A 22173-nucleotide genomic window follows, 5' to 3' on the forward strand; every position below is an offset into this window, starting at 1 on the left:
GTACCTCTATGTGATAAATCTCGCGACCAATTATCAAATTCGTTAGTACTTGCCCCTCGAACACGACCACCTGTTCGATCAGTTAACAATTTCGGTCGGTGGCGTATCCACACTGCTGTGGCACCCGCTCGAGGTCGTCCTGAAAAATGACTCGCGATCACGGATGGCGAATCCGACCGCGACCATCGATCGCTCCAGCACGCGTCGAGTCGACGGATTTACCGGATCGAAGCCGTCGCGTGGGTCTCGCAGGGGCCGGGAGAAACGGGGCCGAACGCAGCGTCGGGAAGCGCGTTACTTGCCCTCGAATTCGGGCTCTTCGTCGCCGAAGAAGGCACTGACGCCCTCCTCGACGTCCTCGGAGTTAACGACGTGCCCGAAGCCCATCGATTCGACCTCGAGTCCGGCCTCGTGGTTATCCCACCCCTTTTGCATCGCGCGCTTCGTAAAGCGCATCGCGAGTGGCGGGCCGCCAGCGAGATTCGCGGCGTACTCGTGGGCGGCCGTCTCGAACTCGTCCGGTTCGACGACTTCGTTTACGAACCCGAAGTCCGCCATCTCTTCCGCAGAGAAGCGCTCTGCGGAGAAGATGATCTCCTTTGCGCGTCCCATGCCGACGATGCGCTGGAGGCGCTGCGTACCGCCCCAGCCAGGGAGTAACCCGAGGTTGAATTCCGGTTGACCGAACTCCGAGCGCGAACTGGCGACCCGAACGTCCGCACACATCGAGAGTTCCATGCCGCCGCCGAGACAGTATCCGTCGATGGCGGCGACGACGGGCATCTCGATTCGCTCGAGCCGACCGAACGTTTCCTGGCCGAACTTCGAGAGTTCGACCGCGCTGAAGGGGTCGGCGCCACCGCCCGCGATGCTCATGAAATCGGCGCCCACGGAGAACGCCTTCGAGCCAGCGCCCGTCAGAAGGAGTGCACGGACGCTCTCGTCCTCCTCGAGGAGGTCGATCGCGGCGTCGAGTTCTTCGATGAGCTCCAGACTGATGGAATTCATCTGCTGGGGACGACTGAGCTCGATTTGTGCGACCTTGTCGCCGGGATAGGTCAGTTCGATGGTGTCGAACTCGGGTGCACCGTCGGCGTCGCCCGCGTCGTCGTAGAAGCCATCCTCTTCAGCGACGGTGGACAGGTAGTCCACGGGCTCGTATCTCGGATGGCCGGTTTCCTCGTAGGCATCCCGAAGCGCTTCGAACAGTGCGGCGACGCCGTACTCGTCGGCGAACTTCGCCGGTCCCTTCGGCCAGCGTCCACCGAGCTTGACCGCAGTGTCGATCTCCTCGGGAGACGCGACGTCGTCGCCGACGAGGAAGGCGACTTCGTTCGCGATAACCGCGAGCAGTCGCTCCTTGACGGTCTCGTTGAACAGGTCCTCGTCCATCGACACGTCTGCGCCGTCACCGTCTTCGTAGTCGTAAAAGCCGGCGCCGGACTTCTGACCGAACTCTTCGTTCGAAACCTTCGCTTCCATCATCGGGCACGGCTCGTAGCGTTCACCCGCGACCTCGTTCATGTACTCGAGGACGTGGTAGCCGACGTCGATGCCGACGTAATCCGCGAGTTCGAAGCTCCCCATCGGCATTCCGATGTCGAACTTCGTCGTCGCGTCGACCTCCTCGATCGTAGCAACGTCATCTTCAACGAGCCAGGCGGCCTCGTTCATGAGAGGAACGAGGATGCGGTTCACGATGAACCCGGGAACGTCTTTCCGGACGCGCACCGGCGTCTTCCCGAGGTCCGACGCGAGCGCCTCGATCACGTCGAGCGTCTCGTCGTCGGTGTGTTCGCCGGAAATCACCTCGACGAGTTCCATTCGGACCGGTGGATTGAAGAAGTGCATCCCGCAGAAGGCCTCGGATCGATCCGTGAACTCGGACAGATCCGTAATCGAGAGGCTCGAGGTGTTCGTCGCGAAGATTGCCCGGTCGGGGGCGGACGACTCGAGTTCCTCGTATACGTCCTTCTTGATCTCCATCTGTTCGGGAACGGCCTCGATGACAACATCGGCGTCACTGACGGCTTCACCCATGTCGACGAGCGGCGTCACACGCTCGAGGGCCGCGTCCGCCTCCTCGTCGGTGAGCTGGTCGTTTTCGGCCAGCTTCTGCAGCGACCACTCGATCGAGTCGTAGCCGTTCTGGACGAACTCGTCTTTGATGTCGCGCATATTCACGTCGTAGCCCGCTATCGCGGCGACCTCCGCGATACCGTGGCCCATGTTGCCCGCTCCAAGAACTGCGATGGTGTTGATATCCTCGAGTCCCATGATCGAGGTTCCTATTCGAACCCGTTTCAAGGTTTCCCTCTCGATCACATGAAACTATATTTTAGTTCATTACCGGTTACAAAGCTCTTTATCGCTCCAATAGCAATGATCGACCATGGAATTCGGGCTCACCGAAGAACAGCAACAGATTCGTGAAGAAGTTCGTCGATTCGCCGAGAACGAGATCGTCCCCAACGCCGAAAAATACGATACGGAAGAGACGTTCCCCCACGAGATCGTCGACAAAGCCGCAGAGATGGGCCTCGTCGGTTCCTCGATCCCCATCGAATACGGCGGTGCAGGATACTCGACCCTCGAGTCCGTGATCATCGCCGAGGAACTGTTCTCGCACGATCCGGGTATCGCCCTCTCGATTATGGCCTGTTCGTTCGGGACCGAGGCCATCCGCGAGTTCGGGACCGAAGACCAGAAAGAACGATTCCTCGAGCCGGTCGCGGCCGGCGAGAAGATTTCCGGCGCGGCGATTTCCGAACCCGACACCGGCTCCGACGTATCGTCGGTCTCGACGCGCGCCGAAAAGGACGGCGACGAGTGGGTGATCAATGGAAACAAGATGTGGATCACCAACGGGACCGTCGGCGACTTCTTCGTCGCGCTCTGTAAGACCAACCCCGATGCCGAGGGCCGATACGACGGATTCAGTCAGATCGTTGTCGAGTCCGACCGCGACGGGTTCAGCTCGGAGAAGATCACCGGCAAACTCGGCATTCGCGCCTCCGACACCGCGGAACTCATCCTCGACAACGTCCGCGTCCCCGAAGAGAACCTCATCGGCGAACAAGACGCCGCGTTCCTCCAGCAGATGCACTTCTTCGACGCCACCCGCACCGGCGTCGCTGCCCAGGGACTCGGCATCGCAAAGGGCGCGCTCGAGGCCGCCCTCGAGTACGCACAGGACCGCGAACAGTTCGGCAAGTCCATCTCGGAGTTCCAGGCCATCCAGCACAAGCTCGCCGACATGGCCACGGAGACGGAGGCCGCGCGTAACCTGACCTACAAGGCGGCATGGAACGTCGATCAGGGCAACGACATCACGAAGCTCGCCTCGATGGCGAAAGAGTACGCCTCCCGCGTCGCTGTCGACGTCTCCAACGAGGCCGTCCAGATCCACGGCGGTGCCGGATACGTCAACGACTTCCCCGTCGAGCGGTTCTACCGGGACTCGAAGATCACCCAGATCTACGAGGGGACGACCGAGATTCAGAAGAACGTCATCTCGCGCGAACTGCTGAACGAATAGAACCGAAATTTCACTCGTCGATCGCAGCGAAGCTCCACCTTCGCAGTGCCCCAGAAGAGCGCTTCCCGTCTCTTCGAGCCTTGACCATACCAGTCACGAGTCTCTCCCTCCGTCCGTTCTGGCTCGCACCGCGGACCGTCACAATAGTCGACGGCCCGATCGGTCGTCTGAGGGGATAGCACACACGGTCGCCGTCTGCTCTGCTGTGTTGACTCGATGGAAATTCTGCTATCCCATAAGAGCGTGAAACAAGTATGGGACGCAAGAGACCGAGATCTATTCCGTGCCCCAAAGCACGTGGTGTTGACTGGTCCGAGTGCGTAGGAAGCCGAGTCCTGGGCAGTACAGCCCGACTGCCGCCAGGAGCGGCAGTCGGGAAAGCCCGCATAGGTGAATCTCTGTTTCACGCATCAGCGTTCCGAGGTGAATCCAATGTTCATTGGAATCGACGTGCACAAACGGTACTCACAAATCGCAGTATTGGACGAAAACGGTGAGATTGTCGAAGAGGTTCGCGTCGAAAACGCGAACCTCGACGACTTTGCCCAGCAGTACGTTGGGTCAAAAGCCGCGCTTGAAGCGACTAGCAATTACTACCACATCCATGATACTCTTTCAGAGTATCTGGATGTGATCGTTGCTAATCCAGGCGAACTAAAGTTAATCTCCGACTCGGACAAGAAAACTGATCGCGTCGACGCGAAACAACTTGCTCGGATGGTTCGGTTAGGCTCGATTCCTGAAAGCTATGTTCCTACCGACGAGGTTCGGCAAGCCCGCGCACTTGTGCGCGGGCGCCAGAAGCTCGTTGAGAACCGGACTGAGTATGCGAACAAGATCCATGGTTTGTTGAGTGACCACGGGATCGCTCAGGAGGTGAAACCGCTGAGTGTGAAGGGACGAGAGTTCCTCGCGGAACTCTCGCTCCCGGCGCCGTGGGATGCGCTGTTGGAGTCGTATCTAGAGCTTATTCAGACACTCACTGAGCAGATTGAGTCGTTGGAAGCGGAGATCGAGGAACGGGCTGGGTCTCTGAAGGAGACCCAGCTCCTGATGACGATTCCTGGCGTGAGTTATTTTACGGCGTTGACGATTTACGCGGAGTTGGGAGAGATCGCCCGGTTTGATCGGGCCAAGGAGGTCGTAAGCTACGTCGGGCTGAACCCGATAATCCGCGAGTCTGGCGACTCGCGGTTTGAGGGAAGTATCTCGAAACGAGGGTCAGGGCGAGTTCGGTGGCTGCTTGTTCAAGCGTCGTACACAGCGGTTCATACGTGCGAAGACGAGTACCTTAGCCGGTTTTACAACCGATTAGCCCGAAAGAAGAACTCGAAAACAGCGATTGTAGCAACCGCTCGGAAGCTGCTGGTTTCAATGTATCATATGCTGGACCGTGAGGAGGTGTACGATCCACCAGGGGTGAGTGCCTGAGCGCCGCCGGGGCGGCGCTCATTGGCCGGTTGGTGGTAACGTTAGCGACTGCTCTCACTACCAAGAAGTCTCCCGCCTGATGGCTGTTACAGTAGCCATCGGTTCGCCGGTTGTCGATTCTACGCTCGAAAATTACAGCAAGTCCTCGTCGCCCGAAGAATTATCTTAGCAAACGTGGTTTGTTTAACCAGCAGAATTTCCATAGGTGAATAGATGCTGAGTGGTAGTTAGAGCGGCTCACGGGGCTGTTCTATGGTAATGATGGCGAACATGAGGATGATTTCACGGAACTGTCGATACGAGCCCAGTACTCCCACGGCATCGCCGAGCGAGCGCTTTGTCGTTGAGTACGAGGTTTCGGCCATTCAGCGCTGAAAGTAGCCGTTTGCCCGGGTGAGAGCGGTGTATCCTTTCGTGAGTGGTCTCGATCTCCGCTGTAAGATCAGCGGTTCGAGGTAGGAAAACTGTGCGAACCAGCAGTCGTTTATCGTCAGTGGTCTGTCTTAACGTATCGCTCGAGTTCCTAGACGGCTGCTGACTATCGGCGTGTGATTCCCTTCAGCGATAGGTGTCGGCCCTCGAGCGTGAACGACGATGTCGGGTGCGGACGGTCACCACGTTCCAGTGACGGTCGATCCGCTACGATTCAACGGATGGACGGGTCCGTCGGCGGGAGGTCTTTGTCGTGTCGCTTCCTATTCGAACTTGATGAGAGAGTTCGTCTTCGCTCTCGAGTACGATTCCGGGACGAACCCGGTCGCGGACGTCCTCGAGGCAAACCCAGGCACGACGGTTCGGTCGCTATCGTGTCACGTCACGCCCGAGAGCCTCTGACGGGTCGACCACGCGTCCGGGACCGAGACGGGAATCGAGGCCCTCGAGGCGGCCTACCGCGAGCCATCGTACTGTGCGGACTGTCTGGTTCGGGACGACTGCGGCGCAGACTGCGAGACGCAGGTCCTCGATCGCTCGCGGGACGAACTCGTCGTCTACACCTACTGGGATCGGACCGACGTCTGTACGTCGGTTCCCCACCTCGCGCTCGAGTATCTCGGCGAAGGACTCCTGTTCGAGACCTATCGGGGGGGCGACGCTACCGCTGGCGGATCGTCCTCGGGAGCGACGCGCCGGTCGGCGACTTCTTCGCCGCGCTCGGCGACGAGGTCGGCGAATGCGTCGGCATGGAAGTGATTCGCCTCAGCGACCTCGATCCAAGTCGCGAGCGGCCCGAATCGGCGGAGTCGTTGCCGGTCGAGCAGCGGGCTGCATTGCAGGCCGCCGTCGAACGCGGCTATTACGAGACCCCGCGTCGAATCGACCTCTCCGACCTCGCCGAGGAACTGTCGGTACCGAGGTCGACCCTCTCCTACCGGCTCCGGCGGGCCAAAGCGAGCCTCGCCACCGCGTTCGTCGCCGACAACGATTCGCTCGAGGCGATCACGACGGGGGACTGAGCAGCGAGACCGGATTTCGGTTGGCGCACGCCGAATAACCCGTATGCGTCACAAGTGATTACGGTCGGGTAATGAGCGATGCTTCGCCGCCGCCGAATGGGGGCGAAGGTGTGGACTCGAGCCGGACCCTCGAACTCCGGATTCCGGACATGGACTGTTCGTCCTGTGCCGGGAAAGTGACGACCAGTGTCGAGCGACGCTCGGGACCGAGGCGGTCGAGGTGGAGGGGCGGCCCGACTGCGAGTGTGAGAACTGTCTGGACGTGGCCGGGGAAATCGTTCCGCGACTCGAGGCAGCGGGCAAGACCGTCGTGGTCGTCGGCACCGAGGACGGACCGTTGGGCGTCGTCGCCGTTGCGGATCGAGTTCGTTCCGACGCAACGTGGGCCATTTCGCGACTGCGAGAACGGGGCGTTCGCGTCGTAATGCTCACCGGGGACAACGAGGGCACCGCCCGAGCGATCGCCGAGCAGGTCGGTGTCGACGAGTACCGCGCTGAACTCCTACCCGACGAGAAGGTCGACGTAGTCGAGGAGTTACAGGCGGAGTACGGTGAGGTCGCGATGGTCGGCGACGGCATCAACGACGCGCCCGCGCTAACGACGGCCGACGTCGGCATCGCCATGGGCGCAGCCGGGACCGACACGGCCCTCGAGACGGCCGACGTCGCGCTGATGGGTGACGATCTCACCCGGTTACCGTACCTCTTTCGCCTCTCGAGGAAAGCAAACGGCGTCATTCGGTAGAATATCTGGACGAGCCTGGCTGTGAAGGCGATTCTCGCCGTGGGTGCCCCGATCGGACTCGTGACGGTGATTCACGCGGTCGTCATCGGTGACATGAGGATGAGCTTCGGCGTGACCGGAAACGCGATGCGGCTCGCGGACGTCGAACCCGAAACGCCGACCCCCGCCGAGGACGCCCCGACCGAACGGTAATCGGCGTCCAGGGACTACTCCGGGTGAGACGACCGACCCCTTTCTCTCGGTGATCATTAGCTCCGGAACCGGGAAACGCGACTTTCCCGTCTAGGGACGGAGATTCTATCGACGTCCGGAACGAATCATATCGCCCGAACGTGTGGCTCAAACGGCGTGCTGCACTGTTCGGCGGGGGACCTAAACGCGGCCGGCACTAACATAGTATTGATGACAGAAAAACCGTCGGACAGCAACGCATCCGCAGACAGCACGCGAACCGCCGGCGGCGTCGAGGATCGAATCGAGGCTGACGGCTCTCCTGAGTCCTTCGACAGCCTCGAGTACGAGGTCGTGACGCCACCGGTGCTCGTCATCGGGGCTGGCGCGGCGGGCGCACGCGTTGCGATCGAACTCGCCGAATCGGGCGTCGAACCGCTCGTAATCGGCAAGCGTGAGCACGGCGACGCGCACACGACCTGGGCGGCCGGCGGCGTCAACGCCGCGCTCGGATCGCTCGACCCCGAGGACGACTGGACCGTTCACACGGCGGACACGCTCACCGAGGGCCACCATCTGAACGATCCAGCGGCCGTCGAACTGATGGCGCGGGCGATGCCCGATCGAATCCGCGAACTCGCCGACTGGGGGATGCCCTTCGACAGAACGGACGACGGCGACATCGACCAGCGCTACTTCGGCGCGCAGTCCTACCGCCGCACCTGCTTCGTCGGCGATCGAACCGGCGAAGCGATGCTCGACACGCTGATCGGCCGGGTTCGCGAACTCGAGGTTCCCCACCGCGAGAACGTGATGATCACGCGATTGCTCTCGGATGGCGACCGCGTCGACGGCGCGATCGGCTTCGACATGGAGGCTGGAACGGGGCTGTTGTTCCGGACCAATCATGTCGTTCTCGCGGCGGGCGGGTTCTCGGCGCTCTACCACCGGCACTCGTCCCGAGAAGACGAGAACAACGGCGACGCTCAGGCGTTGGCCCTCGAGGCCGGCGCCCGACTGATGGACCTCGAATTCGTCCAGTTCCACCCGACCGGGATGGTCGGTGACCGCTACGGCGAGGAGTGGGATGGTCGACTCGTCACCGAGGCGGTCCGCGGCGAAGGTGGGCGACTCTACAACGCGGACGGCGAGCGGTTCATGGAGCGATACTCGCCCGACCAGATGGAACTCGACGCCCGCGACGTCGTCGCACGAGCCATCGCGCGGGAAGTCCGCGAGGGTCGGGGTACCGAGGAGGGAGGCGTGTACCTCGATATCACCCATCGAGACGCCGAGTACGTCCGTGAGCGACTGCCGTCGATGGTCGAGCGCTTCGAGTCCCTCGGTGTCGACATCACGGCGGAATCGATGACTGTCGCGCCGACGGCTCACTACACGATGGGCGGCGTCGACATCGACTTCCGCACGGGCGAAACGGGCGTCGAGGGTCTCTACGCCGTCGGCGAGACGGTCGCGGGCGTCCACGGAGCGAATCGGCTCGGAGGGAACTCATTGGCCGAAACCGTCGCGATCGGCCAGCGAGTCGGCGATCACGTCGCGAGCGTCGTCACCGAAACCGACGTGGATCCCGACGTGACCGACGGACAGCGGGCGCTTGCCGAACGGGAGTTCCGGGCACTGCGCGCGCTCGCCGCCTCGGACGGGTCCGTCAGTCCGACACGGCTCCTCTCTGACCTCGGTGAACTGCTCTGGGACCACGCCGGTATCCTCCGCGACGAAGCGGGACTCCGGGACGGGCTCACGGAACTCGAGTCGCTTCGGGCTCGCACCACCGACCTTCGCGTTGACGGCGGGCTCACCTCGAAGTCGTTCGAATACGCCGTGGACCTCTCGATGGCGCTCGTCGTCGCCGAAGCGATGCTTCGGGCGGCGATCGAGCGAACAGAGTCCCGCGGGGCCCACTACCGGACGGACGTCCCAGAGACGGAGTCCGACTGGCGGATGAATCTCGTCCTCGCAGCCGACACCGAGGGCGTTTCGATCAGCCGCCGCGGCGTGGCCGATCCCAGTCCGCCCGTCCGTGAGGCACTCAACGAGGGGTACGAACTCGACTATCACCACCTCGAGTAAGCGGCGTCACGTCGACACTCGAGCGCAACCGAGACACATATGCCGGTTCGATACAGTATTCCCATATCCGTATCTGGCATGAGAGACGAGGCACACACCGTCCTCCGGCGGGACCCCGTGATGGCGGATCTCATCGAGCGACACGATCCCTACGACGAACCGGACTGGGACGAGTACGAGCGGCTCTGTATCTCGATCATCAACCAGCAACTCTCGACGGCGAGCGCGGCGGCCGTTCGGGAGCGCGTGTTCGCCCTCTTCGAGGGGGACGTGACGCCGGCCGCGGTGCTGGCAGCGGACGAAACGGCGCTTCGAGAGGCGGGACTCTCTCGGCGCAAGGTCGAGTACATACAAAACGCCGCGCACGCCTTTCGGGAGAACGATTACACGCAAACAGGGCTCGCCTCTCGCTCCGACGACGAAGTCGTCGACCTCCTCACCGAGATCAAAGGAATCGGCGCGTGGACCGCGCGCATGTATCTCCTGTTCGTCCTCGAGCGCCCCGACGTGTTGCCCCTCGGTGATCTCGCCGTTCGTCGCGGTATCGAACAACTGTACGGAAACGGCGCGGAACTGAGCCGCGAAGAGATGCGCGAGATCGCCGACCCGTGGCGACCGTACCGGAGCGTCGCGACCCGATACATCTGGGCCGAGTACGAGTCCGATTGAACGGGGACAGGGCCACCGACACTGTGACCTTCGGCTGAGATCAGTCGAGATCGAATCGATCGAGGCTCATCACTTTGTCCCACGCGTCCACGAAATCGCGCACGAATTTCTCCTCACCGTCGTCGGATCCGTAGACTTCCGCGATGGCCCGGAGCCGGGAGTGCGAACCGAAGATGAGATCCACGCGGGTTCCCTTCCACGTGAGTTCGCCCGTTTCGCGGTCGTGTCCCTCGAACACGTCTTCGGATGCCGAGGCCGGTTCCCACTCCGTGTCCATACTGAGCAGGTTCACGAAGAAATCGTTGGTCAACGTTTCCGGCCGGTCGGTGAAGACGCCGAGGTCGGACTGCTGGTAGTTTGCATTCAGTGCGCGCATGCCGCCGACCAGAGCCGTCATCTCATCGGCCGTCAGATCCAGAAGGTGCGCCTTATCAACCAGCGACTCCTCAGCCGGGCGGTCGTGATCGTCCGCGAGGTAGTTACGGAACCCGTCGGCTTTCGGTTCGAGTACCTCGAAAGAGTCGACGTCGGTCTGTTCCTGCGAGGCGTCCGTCCGTCCCGGTTCGAACGGAACGTCGACGTCGTACCCGGCATCCTGTGCCCCTTTCTCGACGGCCGCGCAGCCGCCCAGAACGATCAGGTCGGCGAGCGAAACCTCCGTCCCGTCGGATCGCGAGCTATTGAAGTCCTCCCGAATCTCTTCGAGGATCCCCAGCACCGTCTTCAGGTGCTCCGGCTCGTTAACTTTCCAGCTCTTCTGCGGTTCGAGGCGAATGCGGGCCCCGTTCGCTCCACCGCGCTTGTCGCTGTCGCGGTACGTCGACGCCGACGCCCAGGCGAACTTGACCAGTTGGGGGACGGATAGGTCTGAATCGAGAATCTCCGCTTTGAGTTCGGCTATCTCGTCGTCCCCGATCAGGCCGTGATCGACTTCTGGGAGGGGATCTTGCCACAACATCTTCTCGTCGGGAACCTCCGGTCCGAGGAACCGGGACGGCGGGCCCATATCACGGTGTACCAGCTTGTACCACGCCTTCGCGAAGGCTTCCTGGAATTCGCCCGGGTTCTCTTGGAAGCGCTCGAGGATCTCCCGGTAGTCCGGATCCCGTTTCAGCGCGATGTCGGTCGTCAGCATCATCACGTCGTCTTTCTCCGACGGATCCTCGACGCCCGGTGCGGCGTCGTCCAGCTCGCCGTTCTGTGTGGTCCACTGCCAGGCACCGCCGGGTCCCTTTTCGGGCCACCAATTGTGGTCGAGGAGGGTGTCGATGTAGCCCATGTCCCACTGGGTCGGCGTAGTGTTCCATGGGCCCTCGATCCCGCTAGTGATCGTGTCGGCTCCCTTCCCGGAACCGTACTCGTTCTTCCAGCCCAGACCCTGCTCCTCGATCGGGGCGGCTTCGGGCTCGGGACCGAGGTTGTCACTGGAGTCGGCACCGTGGACTTTCCCAAACGTGTGTCCGCCGGCGATGAGCGCGACGGTTTCCTCGTCGTTCATCGCCATCCGGCCGAACGACTCTCGAACGTTCTCAGCCGACGCGACCGGATCCGGTTCACCATCCGGACCCTCCGGATTCACGTAGATAAGGCCCATCACGGTCGCGCCGAGCGGTTCCTCGAGTTCTCCGTCGTCGCTGAAGCGCTCGGATGCTTCCATCTCGTTCTCGGGACCCCAGTAGACGGATTTGTCGGGTGCCAAGGCGTCCTCACGCCCGCCGGCGAAGCCGAACGTCTCGAATCCCATCGACTCTAGGGCGCAGTTCCCGGCCAGGATCAGCAGGTCAGCCCACGAGAGTTTGCGGCCGTACTTCTGCTTGACCGGCCAGAGCAGCCGGCGCGCCTTGTCGAGGTTCGCATTGTCGGGCCAGCTGTTGAGGGGCGCAAAGCGTTGTCTACCGGCGGCCGCACCGCCGCGGCCATCGGTGGTGCGGTACGTGCCGGCGCTATGCCACGCCATCCGAATGAAAAGCGGTCCGTAGTGGCCGTAGTCGGCCGGCCACCAGTCTTGCGACGTCGTCATCACCTCTTCGATGTCCGCCTTCACGGCCCCGAGGTCGAGTGTCTTGAACTCCTCGGCGTAATCGAACTCCTCGCCCATTGGATCGATCTGACGAGCGTTCTGATCGAGAATCTCCAAGTTCAACTGATTCGGCCACCAGTCGTGGTCAGGCCCTTGCATCATCGGACGGATGTTGCTTTCACGTATTAAAATTATCCATCCAGTAAGTATATCTCCGTTCTAGTCCAATCCTTCTATCCAATTCACGAACTAATGTCAGTGATGGATTCGCATTGTGTATTCAGCACAACCGCTGTGGCCTGTTTCTAATCGATGATTTCGACAAGGACAGAATACCGGTTTCACTGATTGTAATTTCAGTTTACAGCTCACCGAGTATCGTTCTCGGCACTGCAAAGAAAGCTTCCGTTCTCTCTCACAGAGTGCGAATCGAGCGAAAACGACCGAGAACCCTGCTGAAGTGGGGTTCTCGACCACCGAGTCGAGCGGGAGCGGGACGACTCGACCCCGGCTGATTCACTCCTCTTCTTCGGGCGTGTCGGCCGCTTCGCCGTCGATCCGGCGGCTGACGTCGACCTGGTAGTTCTCGAGGATGTCCCGGCCGAGCAGGACGGGGTAGTCCATGTGGCTGCGGTCTTCGACGCTCGCCGTGACGGTGTGCTGGTTGCCGCCGACGCCGACGACGACGTCAACGACGGGACGGCTCTTGGCACTCTTGGAACTCCCGGATCGGATCCGCGTGATGGATTTGATCGGGCCGGCACCGATGTCCGCGGCGAGACCAGTGTCGATGCTCGTTCGAGTCGCACCGGTGTCGGACTTTGCCAGCACGGATTTCGAGCCACTGGTCCCTGAGAGAACCACTTCTTCCGTGTATCCGATCACGGCCGGTTCCGAGTCCTGTGACACCATCTCTGACGGTTGGGCCGTCGGTCGGGAATCGTCGAGGATGCTCGTGAGTTCCCCAACGCGTTCCTCGTCGACTTCACCGCCGGCGCGTTCGATCGCCATCTGAGCGATGTGCGGTGCCGGACTCACCTGCGTCGCCTGATAGAGTCCTTTGAACCCGGCCGTCGGGTTGACCTCGAGGACGAACCAGCCCTCGTCACCCTCGACGAGGTCGACGCCGGCGTAATCGAGTCCGACGACAGTTGCCGCGCGGCGGGCCATCTCGCCTGCTTCCTCTGGGAGGTCGTCGGTCACGTCCTCCACCGACCCGCCGAGGGCGACGTTGGTTCGCCAGTCGTTGTCCGGTGCGTAGCGGTACATCGCGCCCACGATATCGTCGCCGACGATGTAGACGCGCAAGTCGCGATTGGGGACTCCTTCCTGATCGACGAGTTCCTGCAAGAAGGCGTATCGGTTGCCGACCTTCGCATTGATCGGATCGTCGGGCCCGACCTTCCACGTGCCCCCTCCGTGTGTCCCGATCGCGGTCTTGTACACTGCTTCCTCTCCATAGCGCTCCCGCGCGGCGGTCAACTGCTCCGCGCTGAGCGCCAGCGTGACATCTGGCGTTCGGACGTCGTTCGACGCGAGCGCTGTGGCAGTCGAGAGCTTGTGCATCGCTGTCATCACCGCACTGGGCTCGTTGAGCGTCGGCACCAGACGTGAGAACGCGTTCGCGAGCCCGAGTTCCTCCGCGGGCTGTTCAGTGTTCGATAACAGCATCCGATTCGCGATCACGTCGACCGATGGCTCGAGGACCGGGCTTCCGTCCACGACGCTGATGGACGTGTTCTCGCTTCGGAGCCACTCGGTGTCGTGTCCGAGGTCCTCGACGGCGTTGAGAATCGCTTTCGTTTCCTTGCTCGTGTGAAGACTCAATACCCCGACAGTAACGGGATCGGCGACGGCCATACAAACTCAACGCCGAGCCGTCGGATAAGCATTGATAGTTTAGTCGATCCGTGCTGGCTCTCAGAGCGGAGTACGGTCACCGGGTCGACAGCTCAACCGATAACAGACCGAACTCGCCTCGAGTCGGTACTTTAGCTAATGACCGACCGAACTTGTCCGGGGTCGACGAGCCCACTCAGTACCGCGAGCACGGCCCAGGTGACCGCACCGACGGTGACCGCTCCGAACAACATGAGTAGGCTCGAGACCATCGGTGTGACGAGTAATACCGCCACCCCCATCACGCCCGTAATTCCGCAAATGAGTCCGGTCGTTCGGGCGAGTCGCGCGACGTTCAGCGAGAGTTCAGTGTGGACGACGTAGAGGTTCACCGCCACGTACACGGAGTGCGTTGCGACCGTCGCAATTGCGGCGCCGACGACCCCGATCGTCGGAATCAACAGGATGTTCAATCCGAAGTTTGACAGCGCCGTCACACCCTTCGCGATGGCGCGCGCTCGAGCGCGTCCCAGGTAATCCAGGCTATCGCTGGTCAAGTTCGTGATCGCTTGCAACACGACGAACCCGGTGAGGACCTGTAAAACGGGGACTGCCGCCGCGTAGTCGTTTCCAAAGATTATGGTCAGGAACGGCCGTGCAACGATCGCGAGACCGACCGCAGCCGGAATGTAGAGCAACAGAACGTTCGTCAGCGACGTCTCGTATATCCGTCTGGCCTCCGCGAGTTCGTCGGCGGCCTTCTGTTCGCCGAAGTTCGGCGAAATCGTGAACCCAAGCGACGCCGCGGGTGCGAGTACGAAGTCCGTAACTTGCTTTGCAAGGGTATAGAACGCGACTGCAGCGGGGTTGAGGAACAGTCCAACCAGGACGATGTCGATCTGCTTGTCGATGACGTTCGCGCTTTGGGTCGCCGTCAGGGGGACGCTGTACTCGAGCAGCCGCCGTGAGAGTCCCTCTTCGTACTCGTCGGCTGCCTCGTACTGCCTGTAGAACCCGTAGTAGAGGATACCGATCCCGATGACGGCGGACGCGGCGTAGCCGACGATGTACCCGAAGAACGCGCCGAGCGCGCCGAGACCGGCGAGAACGAAGGCGACCGAGAAGAGCAGCCGTCCTGCGCCGCTGACCGCCTGCACGATGGCGCTGTAGCCGAGATGGTTGAATCCCTGGAACGCAACCTGCGCGAACGTGCTCCCGGAGGTGACGACGAGATACAGCACGCCAGCAGCGAGAAACGGAGTGGCTCCGGGTTCGCCGAGCGCGTTCGCGATCCACTCGTGAAAGAGCAACAGGACGTACGCCGCGAACGTGATCAAGACGAGTTTGGCCGTGATCGCCGTCTTGAGGAGATACGGAATCTGTCCCGGATCTGTCTCCCGGTATTCCGAAAGATATCGGGCGACGGACCGCGAGAGACCGAGATCCGCGAATAGCTGGATGATAGTCAGTACACCGATCGCCCAGTACAAGGCGCCGTAGCCGTCCGGATCGAGCAGAAATCTCGCCAGTACGAACATTAGCAGCGCGCTCGAGATCATGAAAATCGCGCGCGCTACGAGCGTTGCCTTGAAGCCGTGAACGATGTGATCCTCTCTGTTCATTCCAGTGAACTCGTGCGATGGGGTACTCGTAACCGACCGACGCCGTGGCCGATGGCGACCAATGTACTCGTCGCCTCGAGGGTTCGACCAATTGTAATGCGGTGACAAAAGACGGATCGTCGCACTGCCTGACGGGTGACAGTGATCGTTTCGGCACAGCGGACCGTTTTGATAGCCGTCCGGGCTGTTCGATCCCCGATCAGCGGTATGGGGGTTCAAACGGGTACCAGTACAGCGGTATGTGGGACCAAACGGTGGGAAAGGGATCGGTACGCGTGATCGGAGGGCTCCTGACACACACCCACCGTGGATTCGAAACGGCTGGCCACGGGTGAGCGGAACGGGAACACGACTGGTCGCGAGTGAACGCGGTATCCGACGAACGCGATACCGAACGGACGAACGGAGGGAAGCGCCTCGGAATCACACCCCGTGGCATCCACTTTGACCACCTATAAACGGACCAGCGGGCGGTCGCTCGGTCAACGAGCCCGAGTTTGTGAGACCGCGTCATCGAACCGCATGTTGGATCGAAACGCCGGCAGAATACGGATTGCAGGTGACACGACCGTTCCGGATCGTGGATGGCGATACCGTTCGGCGGGTGGGAGATCGACTCGAGACGAGTTAGAGATACGAGGCGTCCCACCGAGTCGCTTTCCGGCGATTGCCGCAGTTGTTACACTCGATTCGCCCCATCGCGTCCATCGCGTTGTCGATCGAGTCGCAGTTCCCGCACAACCAGGCGTAGCGATCATGTCGGTCCGTCGATCGGTAGACCGTGTAAAACGGTGATTTCGTTCCACGAGCGGCCTCGCCGTAACTCACGTAAATCGTCTCGTCGTCGACCGTCATTTCGTCGATTGCGCCCCAGCTGCCGTCGTCCTCGTGGTCGCTTTCGACGTAGATGTTCTCGGTAAACGTCTCGTCGCCGATCTCGACCTCGCGCTGACCGGCCTGCTCGAAGCCGTGGTCCCGGTAGAACTGGTTGCCTCCCTCGTTGTCCGCAAGCACGAAACACTGGATCTCCGATGCTCCTTCCTCGAGTAACGCTTCACGGGTTCGAACGAGCAGTCTGACGCCGGTTCCGGCGTCGCGGTGATCCGGATGGATGTGTAGCCACAGGAGGTGGCCAGTGGTAGCTTGCTGGCCCACCAGTTCGCTCTGGGAGAAGCCGCCGATCTCGCCGTCCCGTTCGACGACCAGAAAGAGGACGCGATCGTCCGCGAGGTCGTCGGCGAACGAATCGCCGTACCACTGGTCGACCGCGTCGTCGATGGTGTCCTCGTCGAGGAATGCGGTGTAGGTCGAGTTGAGTGACTCGTGTGCGATCGATCGAATCGCGTCGGCGTCGGAGTCGGTTGCCTCGCGAATTTCCATGGGTGCCCGTACTCGGGCCAGATACAAAACGTATGCCCACAGTCACAGATTCTGCCTGACGTTGTTCGAGGGAATCTGGTTTTATCCGGAAAGAACGACACGGAACGCTGTCGAAGCGGATGAAGGGGGAAGATTCACGTTACTACCCCCGGAGAACGTCATATGAGCGACGACGCTGCGGCGACCGAACCTCCCGACGAACCACGGGGTACCGATCAGATGGAGGACGCGTTCACGTACAACGGCGGCCGGGTCGACCCAGGCGAATCGGCGAACATTCGCTACGGTATCAGCGAGACGTATCTCGGGGACCCGGTCAGGATTCCCGTTACGGTTATCAACGGCGAACAGCCCGGCCCGACGGTCTTTCTCTCGGCGGCGGCCCACGGCGACGAACTCAACGGAATCGAAGTCGTTCGCGAGGTGGCTCACGACTGGGATCATTCCGTTCTCCACGGAACGTTAGTCTGTCTACCCGTGATGAACGTTCCCGGGTTCATCGCCCAGGAACGGTATCTGCCAATCTACGACCGTGACCTGAACCGATCGTTTCCCGGTCGGGAAGGATCGACGAGCGCCAGACGGATGGCAAACCAGATATACACGAATTTCATCGAGCCGTGCGATATCGGAGTCGATTTCCATACGTCCACGCGCGGCCGGACGAACATGCTTCACGTCCGAGCGAACATGGAACGCCCGGACGTCGCCAGACTCGCCAATGCGTTCAGCTCGAACGTAATTATCGCGGGAGAGGGCCCATCGGGAACGCTTCGACGTGAGGCGACGGAGGCCGACATCCCGACGATTACCGTCGAGATGGGCGAAGCACATCGGTTCCAGCGGCGATTGATCGACCGCGCACTCACCGGCGTCGCCAGCGTCCTCGCCGAGTTCGGCCTCCACCGGGACTCGTCGGTTCACTGGCCTGGTTGGCGAACCGTCATCGACACCGACGACGAGAAAACCTGGCTTCGTGCGGACGCGGGCGGCATCGTCGACATGAAACGTGGCCGCGGCGCGCTCGTCGAAGAGGGCGAAGTTATCTGTGCCATTACCAATCCGTTCAAAGAAGAAGAGGACATCGTCACCGTCGAGGCTCCCTTCACCGGCCTCATCGTTGGCGTCCTCGAGAATCCGGTCGTCTACCCGGGGAACCCGCTCTGTCACCTCGTCGGCCTCTCGCCGGACACGCTCACCGCTCTCGAGCGCGAGCGCACGACGAAGACGTCCCGTTCCAATCTTCGGCGCCAAGAGGCTGAAGACTGAACAGACGGACCGTGGTACGGTCACACGTCCGACAGGACGTTCTGGAATCCTTCAGGCGGACGGTCTCGAATCGTCCGATGGGAAGGTTCCGGTTCGGGCCAGAAGATCTATGACAAAACGTACTCGTTTCTGTAGTTAGTTTCACCGACGCGACGCGGATACGGGGCGATAAAAGTAACTTCTATACCTCCACGGTCAAACGGTCCACATGAGCGTATGAGTCAGTCTTACAATCGCGGTCTCATCGAGGATTTCGGCCGCTGGAAGGAGTTCTCGGCCGGCATGTGGGCGTGGATTTTCCACAAGTTCACCGGGTGGGTGTTGATCGGCTACCTGTTTACCCATATCGCCGTGCTGAGTACGTCTCTCGGCGCAGCGGGGAGCGCATCGGCAATTCAAGCAGAAACGGACGTGTACACCACGACCCTCCAGGGCCTCGAGGGGCTGTTTCTCGTCCGTCTCCTCGAGGTCGGCCTGCTCGCGGTGGCCGTCTTCCACATTTTGAACGGTCTCCGCCTGCTGATGGTCGACCTCGGCGTCGGACTCGACGCACAGGACAAGAGCTTCTACGCCTCGCTGGTGTTGACGGGTGCGATTACCGTTGCGAGCGTGCCGACGTTCCTCTCGGGGGTGAGCCTCTGATGGCGGAACGGTATTCCTCGTTCACGCCAGGCGGTACCGGCTGGTTCCTCCAGCGGATCACCGCGGCATTTCTGGTCGTCGTCCTCGCCTTTCACTTCTTCTTGCTTCACTTCGTCAACCACGCGTACGAAGTAACCTTCATGGGGACGCAGGCCCGAATGGATAACGTCGGTTACTTCCTCACGATGGTGCTGTTCCTGATCACCGCCGCGTTCCACGGCGTCAACGGCGTCTACAACGCGCTGGTCAATCAGGGGCTCCAGGGGACTCAAAAGAAAGTTGTGCTGGCGGTGCTGGTCGTCGCGGCCCTCGCACTCGTCGCACAGGGAACCTACGTCGCACTCACGATGGCGGGGATGATCTAATATGAGTACGCAACAAGTCGAACCGGAAAGTCAGGAAGCACCGGAAGACCCGGCGATGAAAGGCGCTGAGTCGCCGGCCGCAGAAAAACAGAAAGAAGATGAGGCGATCGACCAGACGACGGCCGACGCCTCCGAACTCGAGGGGGAGACGGCACACATCAAGGTGTTCCGATACGATCCCGAAGTCGAAGCGAAACAGGAACCTCGCTTCGACGACTTCCACGTCCCCTTCGAGAAGGGGATGACCGTCCTCGACGCAGTCATGTACGCCCGCGACGAGTACGATTCGTCGCTGACGTTCCGTCACTCCTGTCGACAGGCAGTCTGTGGCTCCGACGCGTTCTTTGTTAACGGGACGCAGCGACTGGGCTGTAAGACCCAGATCGCCGACCTGGAGCAGCCGATTCGCATCGAGCCGCTCCCACATCAGGAGGTCGTCAAGGACCTGGTCGTCGACATGGACCACTTCTACGACCAGATGCACACCGTCGAACCGTATTTCCAGCAGGAAGACCTCCCAGAGGGCGAACTCGAGGAACAGCGACAGTCCCGCGAGAACCGCGAGAAGGTCAAGATGTCCACGCGCTGTATCTGGTGTGGCGCGTGTATGTCCTCGTGTAACATCGCTGCCGGGGACAACGAGTATCTGGGCCCCGCGGCGATTAACAAGGCCTACCGGTTCGCGATGGATGAACGCGAAGACGAGGAGATCAAAGAGCACCGACTCCGCATTCTCGAGCAGGAACACGGCGTCTGGCGGTGTCAGACCCAGTTCTCCTGTACCGAGGTATGTCCGAAAGACATTCCGCTCACCGAGCATATTCAGGAGCTCAAGCGGGAGGCAGTCAAGAAAAACCTGAAGTTCTGGTAATCATGTACGAACACGACGTTATCGTAGTCGGCGCAGGCGGCGCTGGCCTCCGGGCCGCGATCGCAGCACACGAAGCCGGAGCGGACGTGGCACTCGTCACGAAACTCCACCCGGTCCGCAGCCACACCGGCGCGGCAGAAGGCGGAATCAACGCCGCACTTCAGGAGGGCGACGACTGGGAACTCCACGCCTACGACACGATGAAAGGGTCGGACTACCTCGGCGACGCGCCGGCGGTCGAGACCCTCGCCAAGAACTCTCCCGAGGAGACCATCAACCTCGAGCACTGGGGGATGCCGTTCTCCCGCGAGGACGACGGTCGGGTCTCACAGCGTCCATTCGGCGGGCTTTCATACCCGCGGACCACCTACGCCGGTGCCGAAACGGGCCATCACCTGCTGCACGTCATGTACGAGCAGGTCGTCAAGCGCGGCATTCAGGTCTACGACGAGTGGTACGTCATGAACCTCGCGACGACCGACGAACCCGATCCGAACGACCGCACGTGTCACGGCGTCGTCGCCTACGACATCCAGTCCGGCAACATCGAGGGCTTCAAGGCGACCGGCGGGGTCGTCCTCGCGAGCGGCGGTCCCGGTCAGGCGTTCGATCACACCACCAATGCCGTCTCATGTACTGGCGACGGCCACGCGATGGCGTATCGTGTAGGCGTACCACTCGAGGACATGGAATTCATTCAGTTCCATCCCACATCGTTGCCGTCGACCGGCGTCCTCATCTCCGAGGGTGTCCGCGGGGAAGGCGGCATCCTCTACAACAACGAGGGCGAGCGGTTCATGTTCGAGCACGGCTACGCCAACAACTCCGGCGAACTCGCCTCTCGTGACGTCGTCGCCCGCGCCGAACTCACCGAAGTCAACGAAGGGCGCGGCGTCAACGACGAGTACGTCCATCTCGACATGCGCCACCTCGGCGAGGAGCGAATCATAGACCGTCTCGAAAACATTCTCCACCTCGCGGAGGACTTCGAGGGTGTCGACGGCCTCGTCGAGCCGATGCCAGTCAAACCCGGTCAGCACTACGCGATGGGCGGCATCGAGGTCGACGAGAACGGGCAGACTTGTGTCGGCGGACTCTACGCTGCCGGCGAGTGTGCCTGCGTCTCAGTCCACGGCGGGAACCGCCTCGGCGGGAACGCCTTGCCGGAACTCATCGTCTTCGGGAAGCGTGCGGGCCGTCACGCCGCCGGCGACGAACTGGGCGAGCCTACAATCAAAACCGGTTACGGTGACGACGTCGAGGACGAAACCGACACCGAACTGCCGGTCGCCCCCGGCGAAGCGGGACTGGACACGACCGGCGGTGTCGCCGCGGACGGCGGGGTTACCGCCGACGCAGAGAGTATCCTCGAACGCACCGTCGAATCGACTCGCGAGCGAGTCGAGTACCTGATGGACAAAGACGACGGCGTTCAGCACGCGGAGATCCGCGCGAAACTCCAGCGAGCGATGACCGACTACGTGAACGTCTTCCGCACCGGCGACGGAGTCAGGAAGGCGCTGCGGATCATCCGCGAGTGCCGCGAGGAGTACCAGGACGTGTACGTCGACGATCCGTCGCGAACGTTCAACACCGACCTCCAGCAGACGTTCGAGACGCGCAACCTGATCGACGTCGCCGAGACGATTGCGCTCGGCGCACTCGTTCGCAACGAATTCCGTGGGGCCCATTGGCGTCAAGAGAACCAGGTCCGCGACGACGAGAACTGGCTCAAACACACACTCATCTCGTGGGACGACGGCGCTCCCTCGATTTTCTACCGTCCGGTCATCCTCGAGGGCGAGAACAAGACCTACGAACCGAAAGAGCGTAGTTACTGACGGGTCGGCCGCGGCGTCGGCATTTTCGGATTCGTCTTCACCTACTTGCCACGCGTCGCTCACGCCCAATTAGTTTCCACGTCTCACTCACTGGTATATACGGACGAAACTGCATTGGACGGCGGTTCGACTTCATCATCGCTCTTCTACAGTAGTACAGCGAAAGTGCCTCGGGGCGTGCCCCGTGGTACTTCACATCGAACACGGCCACTACGACAATCGCCT

Annotated in this window: 14 protein-coding genes and 3 pseudogenes; 11 read left to right on the plus strand and 6 right to left on the minus strand. The window is 61.4% G+C overall.

The window, feature by feature from the left end; all coding sequences use genetic code 11:
* Positions 1-294: 294 nt before the first annotated feature.
* Positions 295-2277 (minus strand): 3-hydroxyacyl-CoA dehydrogenase/enoyl-CoA hydratase family protein, encoded by a 1983-nt coding sequence (locus NJU76_RS13330; RefSeq protein WP_254529459.1) that lies wholly within the window; start codon positions 2275-2277, stop codon positions 295-297.
* A gap of 115 nt (positions 2278-2392) precedes the next feature.
* Here NJU76_RS13330 and NJU76_RS13335 point away from each other — a divergent pair, with 115 nt between their 5' ends.
* Together NJU76_RS13335 and NJU76_RS13340 are read left to right on the plus strand one after the other, a co-directional pair.
* Positions 2393-3538, plus strand: coding sequence for an acyl-CoA dehydrogenase family protein (locus tag NJU76_RS13335; protein ID WP_254529461.1), 1146 nt, complete (start codon positions 2393-2395; stop codon positions 3536-3538).
* Positions 3539-3970: 432 nt separating this feature from the next.
* Positions 3971-4969, plus strand: coding sequence for an IS110 family RNA-guided transposase (locus NJU76_RS13340; RefSeq protein WP_254529463.1), 999 nt, complete (start codon positions 3971-3973; stop codon positions 4967-4969).
* 227 nt (positions 4970-5196) lie between these two features.
* Here NJU76_RS13340 and NJU76_RS13345 read toward each other — a convergent pair.
* Positions 5197-5445: pseudogene (locus tag NJU76_RS13345) on the minus strand (IS5/IS1182 family transposase); the annotation flags it as partial.
* Between the two features lie 232 nt (positions 5446-5677).
* On the opposite strand from NJU76_RS13345, the pseudogene NJU76_RS13350 reads away from it, so the two are divergent.
* The 4 genes and pseudogenes from NJU76_RS13350 (at position 5678) to NJU76_RS13365 (ending at position 10099) form a co-directional block, all read left to right on the plus strand.
* Positions 5678-6423, plus strand: a pseudogene (locus NJU76_RS13350) (helix-turn-helix domain-containing protein).
* Positions 6424-6661: 238 nt separating this feature from the next.
* Positions 6662-7360: pseudogene (locus tag NJU76_RS13355) on the plus strand (HAD-IC family P-type ATPase); the annotation flags it as partial.
* Positions 7361-7570: 210 nt separating this feature from the next.
* Positions 7571-9430, plus strand: a complete 1860-nt coding sequence (locus NJU76_RS13360) for an L-aspartate oxidase (protein WP_254529465.1) — start codon at positions 7571-7573, stop codon at positions 9428-9430.
* Positions 9431-9508: 78 nt separating this feature from the next.
* Positions 9509-10099 (plus strand): DNA-3-methyladenine glycosylase family protein, encoded by a 591-nt coding sequence (locus NJU76_RS13365; protein ID WP_254529467.1) that lies wholly within the window; start codon positions 9509-9511, stop codon positions 10097-10099.
* 40 nt (positions 10100-10139) lie between these two features.
* Here the strand turns inward: NJU76_RS13365 and katG are convergent, their stop codons facing one another.
* The 4 genes from katG to NJU76_RS13385 all read right to left on the minus strand — a co-directional run bounded on the left by katG (position 10140) and on the right by NJU76_RS13385 (position 16960).
* Positions 10140-12278, minus strand: a complete 2139-nt coding sequence (gene katG / locus NJU76_RS13370; RefSeq protein ID WP_254529475.1) for a catalase/peroxidase HPI — start codon at positions 12276-12278, stop codon at positions 10140-10142.
* A gap of 357 nt (positions 12279-12635) precedes the next feature.
* Positions 12636-13979: a RimK family alpha-L-glutamate ligase gene (locus tag NJU76_RS13375; RefSeq protein ID WP_254529477.1), complete on the minus strand. Its 1344-nt coding sequence runs from the start codon at positions 13977-13979 to the stop codon at positions 12636-12638.
* Between the two features lie 131 nt (positions 13980-14110).
* On the minus strand, positions 14111-15580 hold the full coding sequence (locus tag NJU76_RS13380) for a flippase (protein ID WP_254529485.1): 1470 nt from the start codon (positions 15578-15580) through the stop codon (positions 14111-14113).
* Between the two features lie 627 nt (positions 15581-16207).
* Positions 16208-16960 carry a GNAT family N-acetyltransferase gene (locus NJU76_RS13385; RefSeq protein ID WP_254529487.1) on the minus strand — a complete coding sequence of 251 codons (753 nt, stop codon included), beginning with the start codon at positions 16958-16960 and terminating at the stop codon, positions 16208-16210.
* 162 nt (positions 16961-17122) lie between these two features.
* On the opposite strand from NJU76_RS13385, the gene NJU76_RS13390 reads away from it, so the two are divergent.
* The 5 genes from NJU76_RS13390 to NJU76_RS13410 all read left to right on the plus strand — a co-directional run bounded on the left by NJU76_RS13390 (position 17123) and on the right by NJU76_RS13410 (position 21948).
* Positions 17123-18229 carry a succinylglutamate desuccinylase/aspartoacylase family protein gene (locus NJU76_RS13390; RefSeq protein WP_254529489.1) on the plus strand — a complete coding sequence of 369 codons (1107 nt, stop codon included), beginning with the start codon at positions 17123-17125 and terminating at the stop codon, positions 18227-18229.
* A gap of 216 nt (positions 18230-18445) precedes the next feature.
* Positions 18446-18871: a succinate dehydrogenase, cytochrome b556 subunit gene (sdhC, locus tag NJU76_RS13395; protein WP_254529491.1), complete on the plus strand. Its 426-nt coding sequence runs from the start codon at positions 18446-18448 to the stop codon at positions 18869-18871.
* Positions 18871-19236: a succinate dehydrogenase/fumarate reductase transmembrane subunit gene (locus NJU76_RS13400; protein WP_254529493.1), complete on the plus strand. Its 366-nt coding sequence runs from the start codon at positions 18871-18873 to the stop codon at positions 19234-19236. The genes sdhC and NJU76_RS13400 overlap by 1 nt, the downstream gene beginning before the upstream one ends.
* A gap of 1 nt (position 19237) precedes the next feature.
* Positions 19238-20107, plus strand: coding sequence for a succinate dehydrogenase/fumarate reductase iron-sulfur subunit (locus NJU76_RS13405; protein ID WP_254529495.1), 870 nt, complete (start codon positions 19238-19240; stop codon positions 20105-20107).
* Between the two features lie 2 nt (positions 20108-20109).
* Positions 20110-21948 (plus strand): FAD-binding protein, encoded by a 1839-nt coding sequence (locus NJU76_RS13410; protein WP_254529497.1) that lies wholly within the window; start codon positions 20110-20112, stop codon positions 21946-21948.
* The last annotated feature ends 225 nt before the right edge of the window (positions 21949-22173 follow it).

This window comes from Natrinema gelatinilyticum (assembly GCF_024266705.1).
GTDB lineage: Archaea > Halobacteriota > Halobacteria > Halobacteriales > Natrialbaceae > Natrinema > Natrinema gelatinilyticum.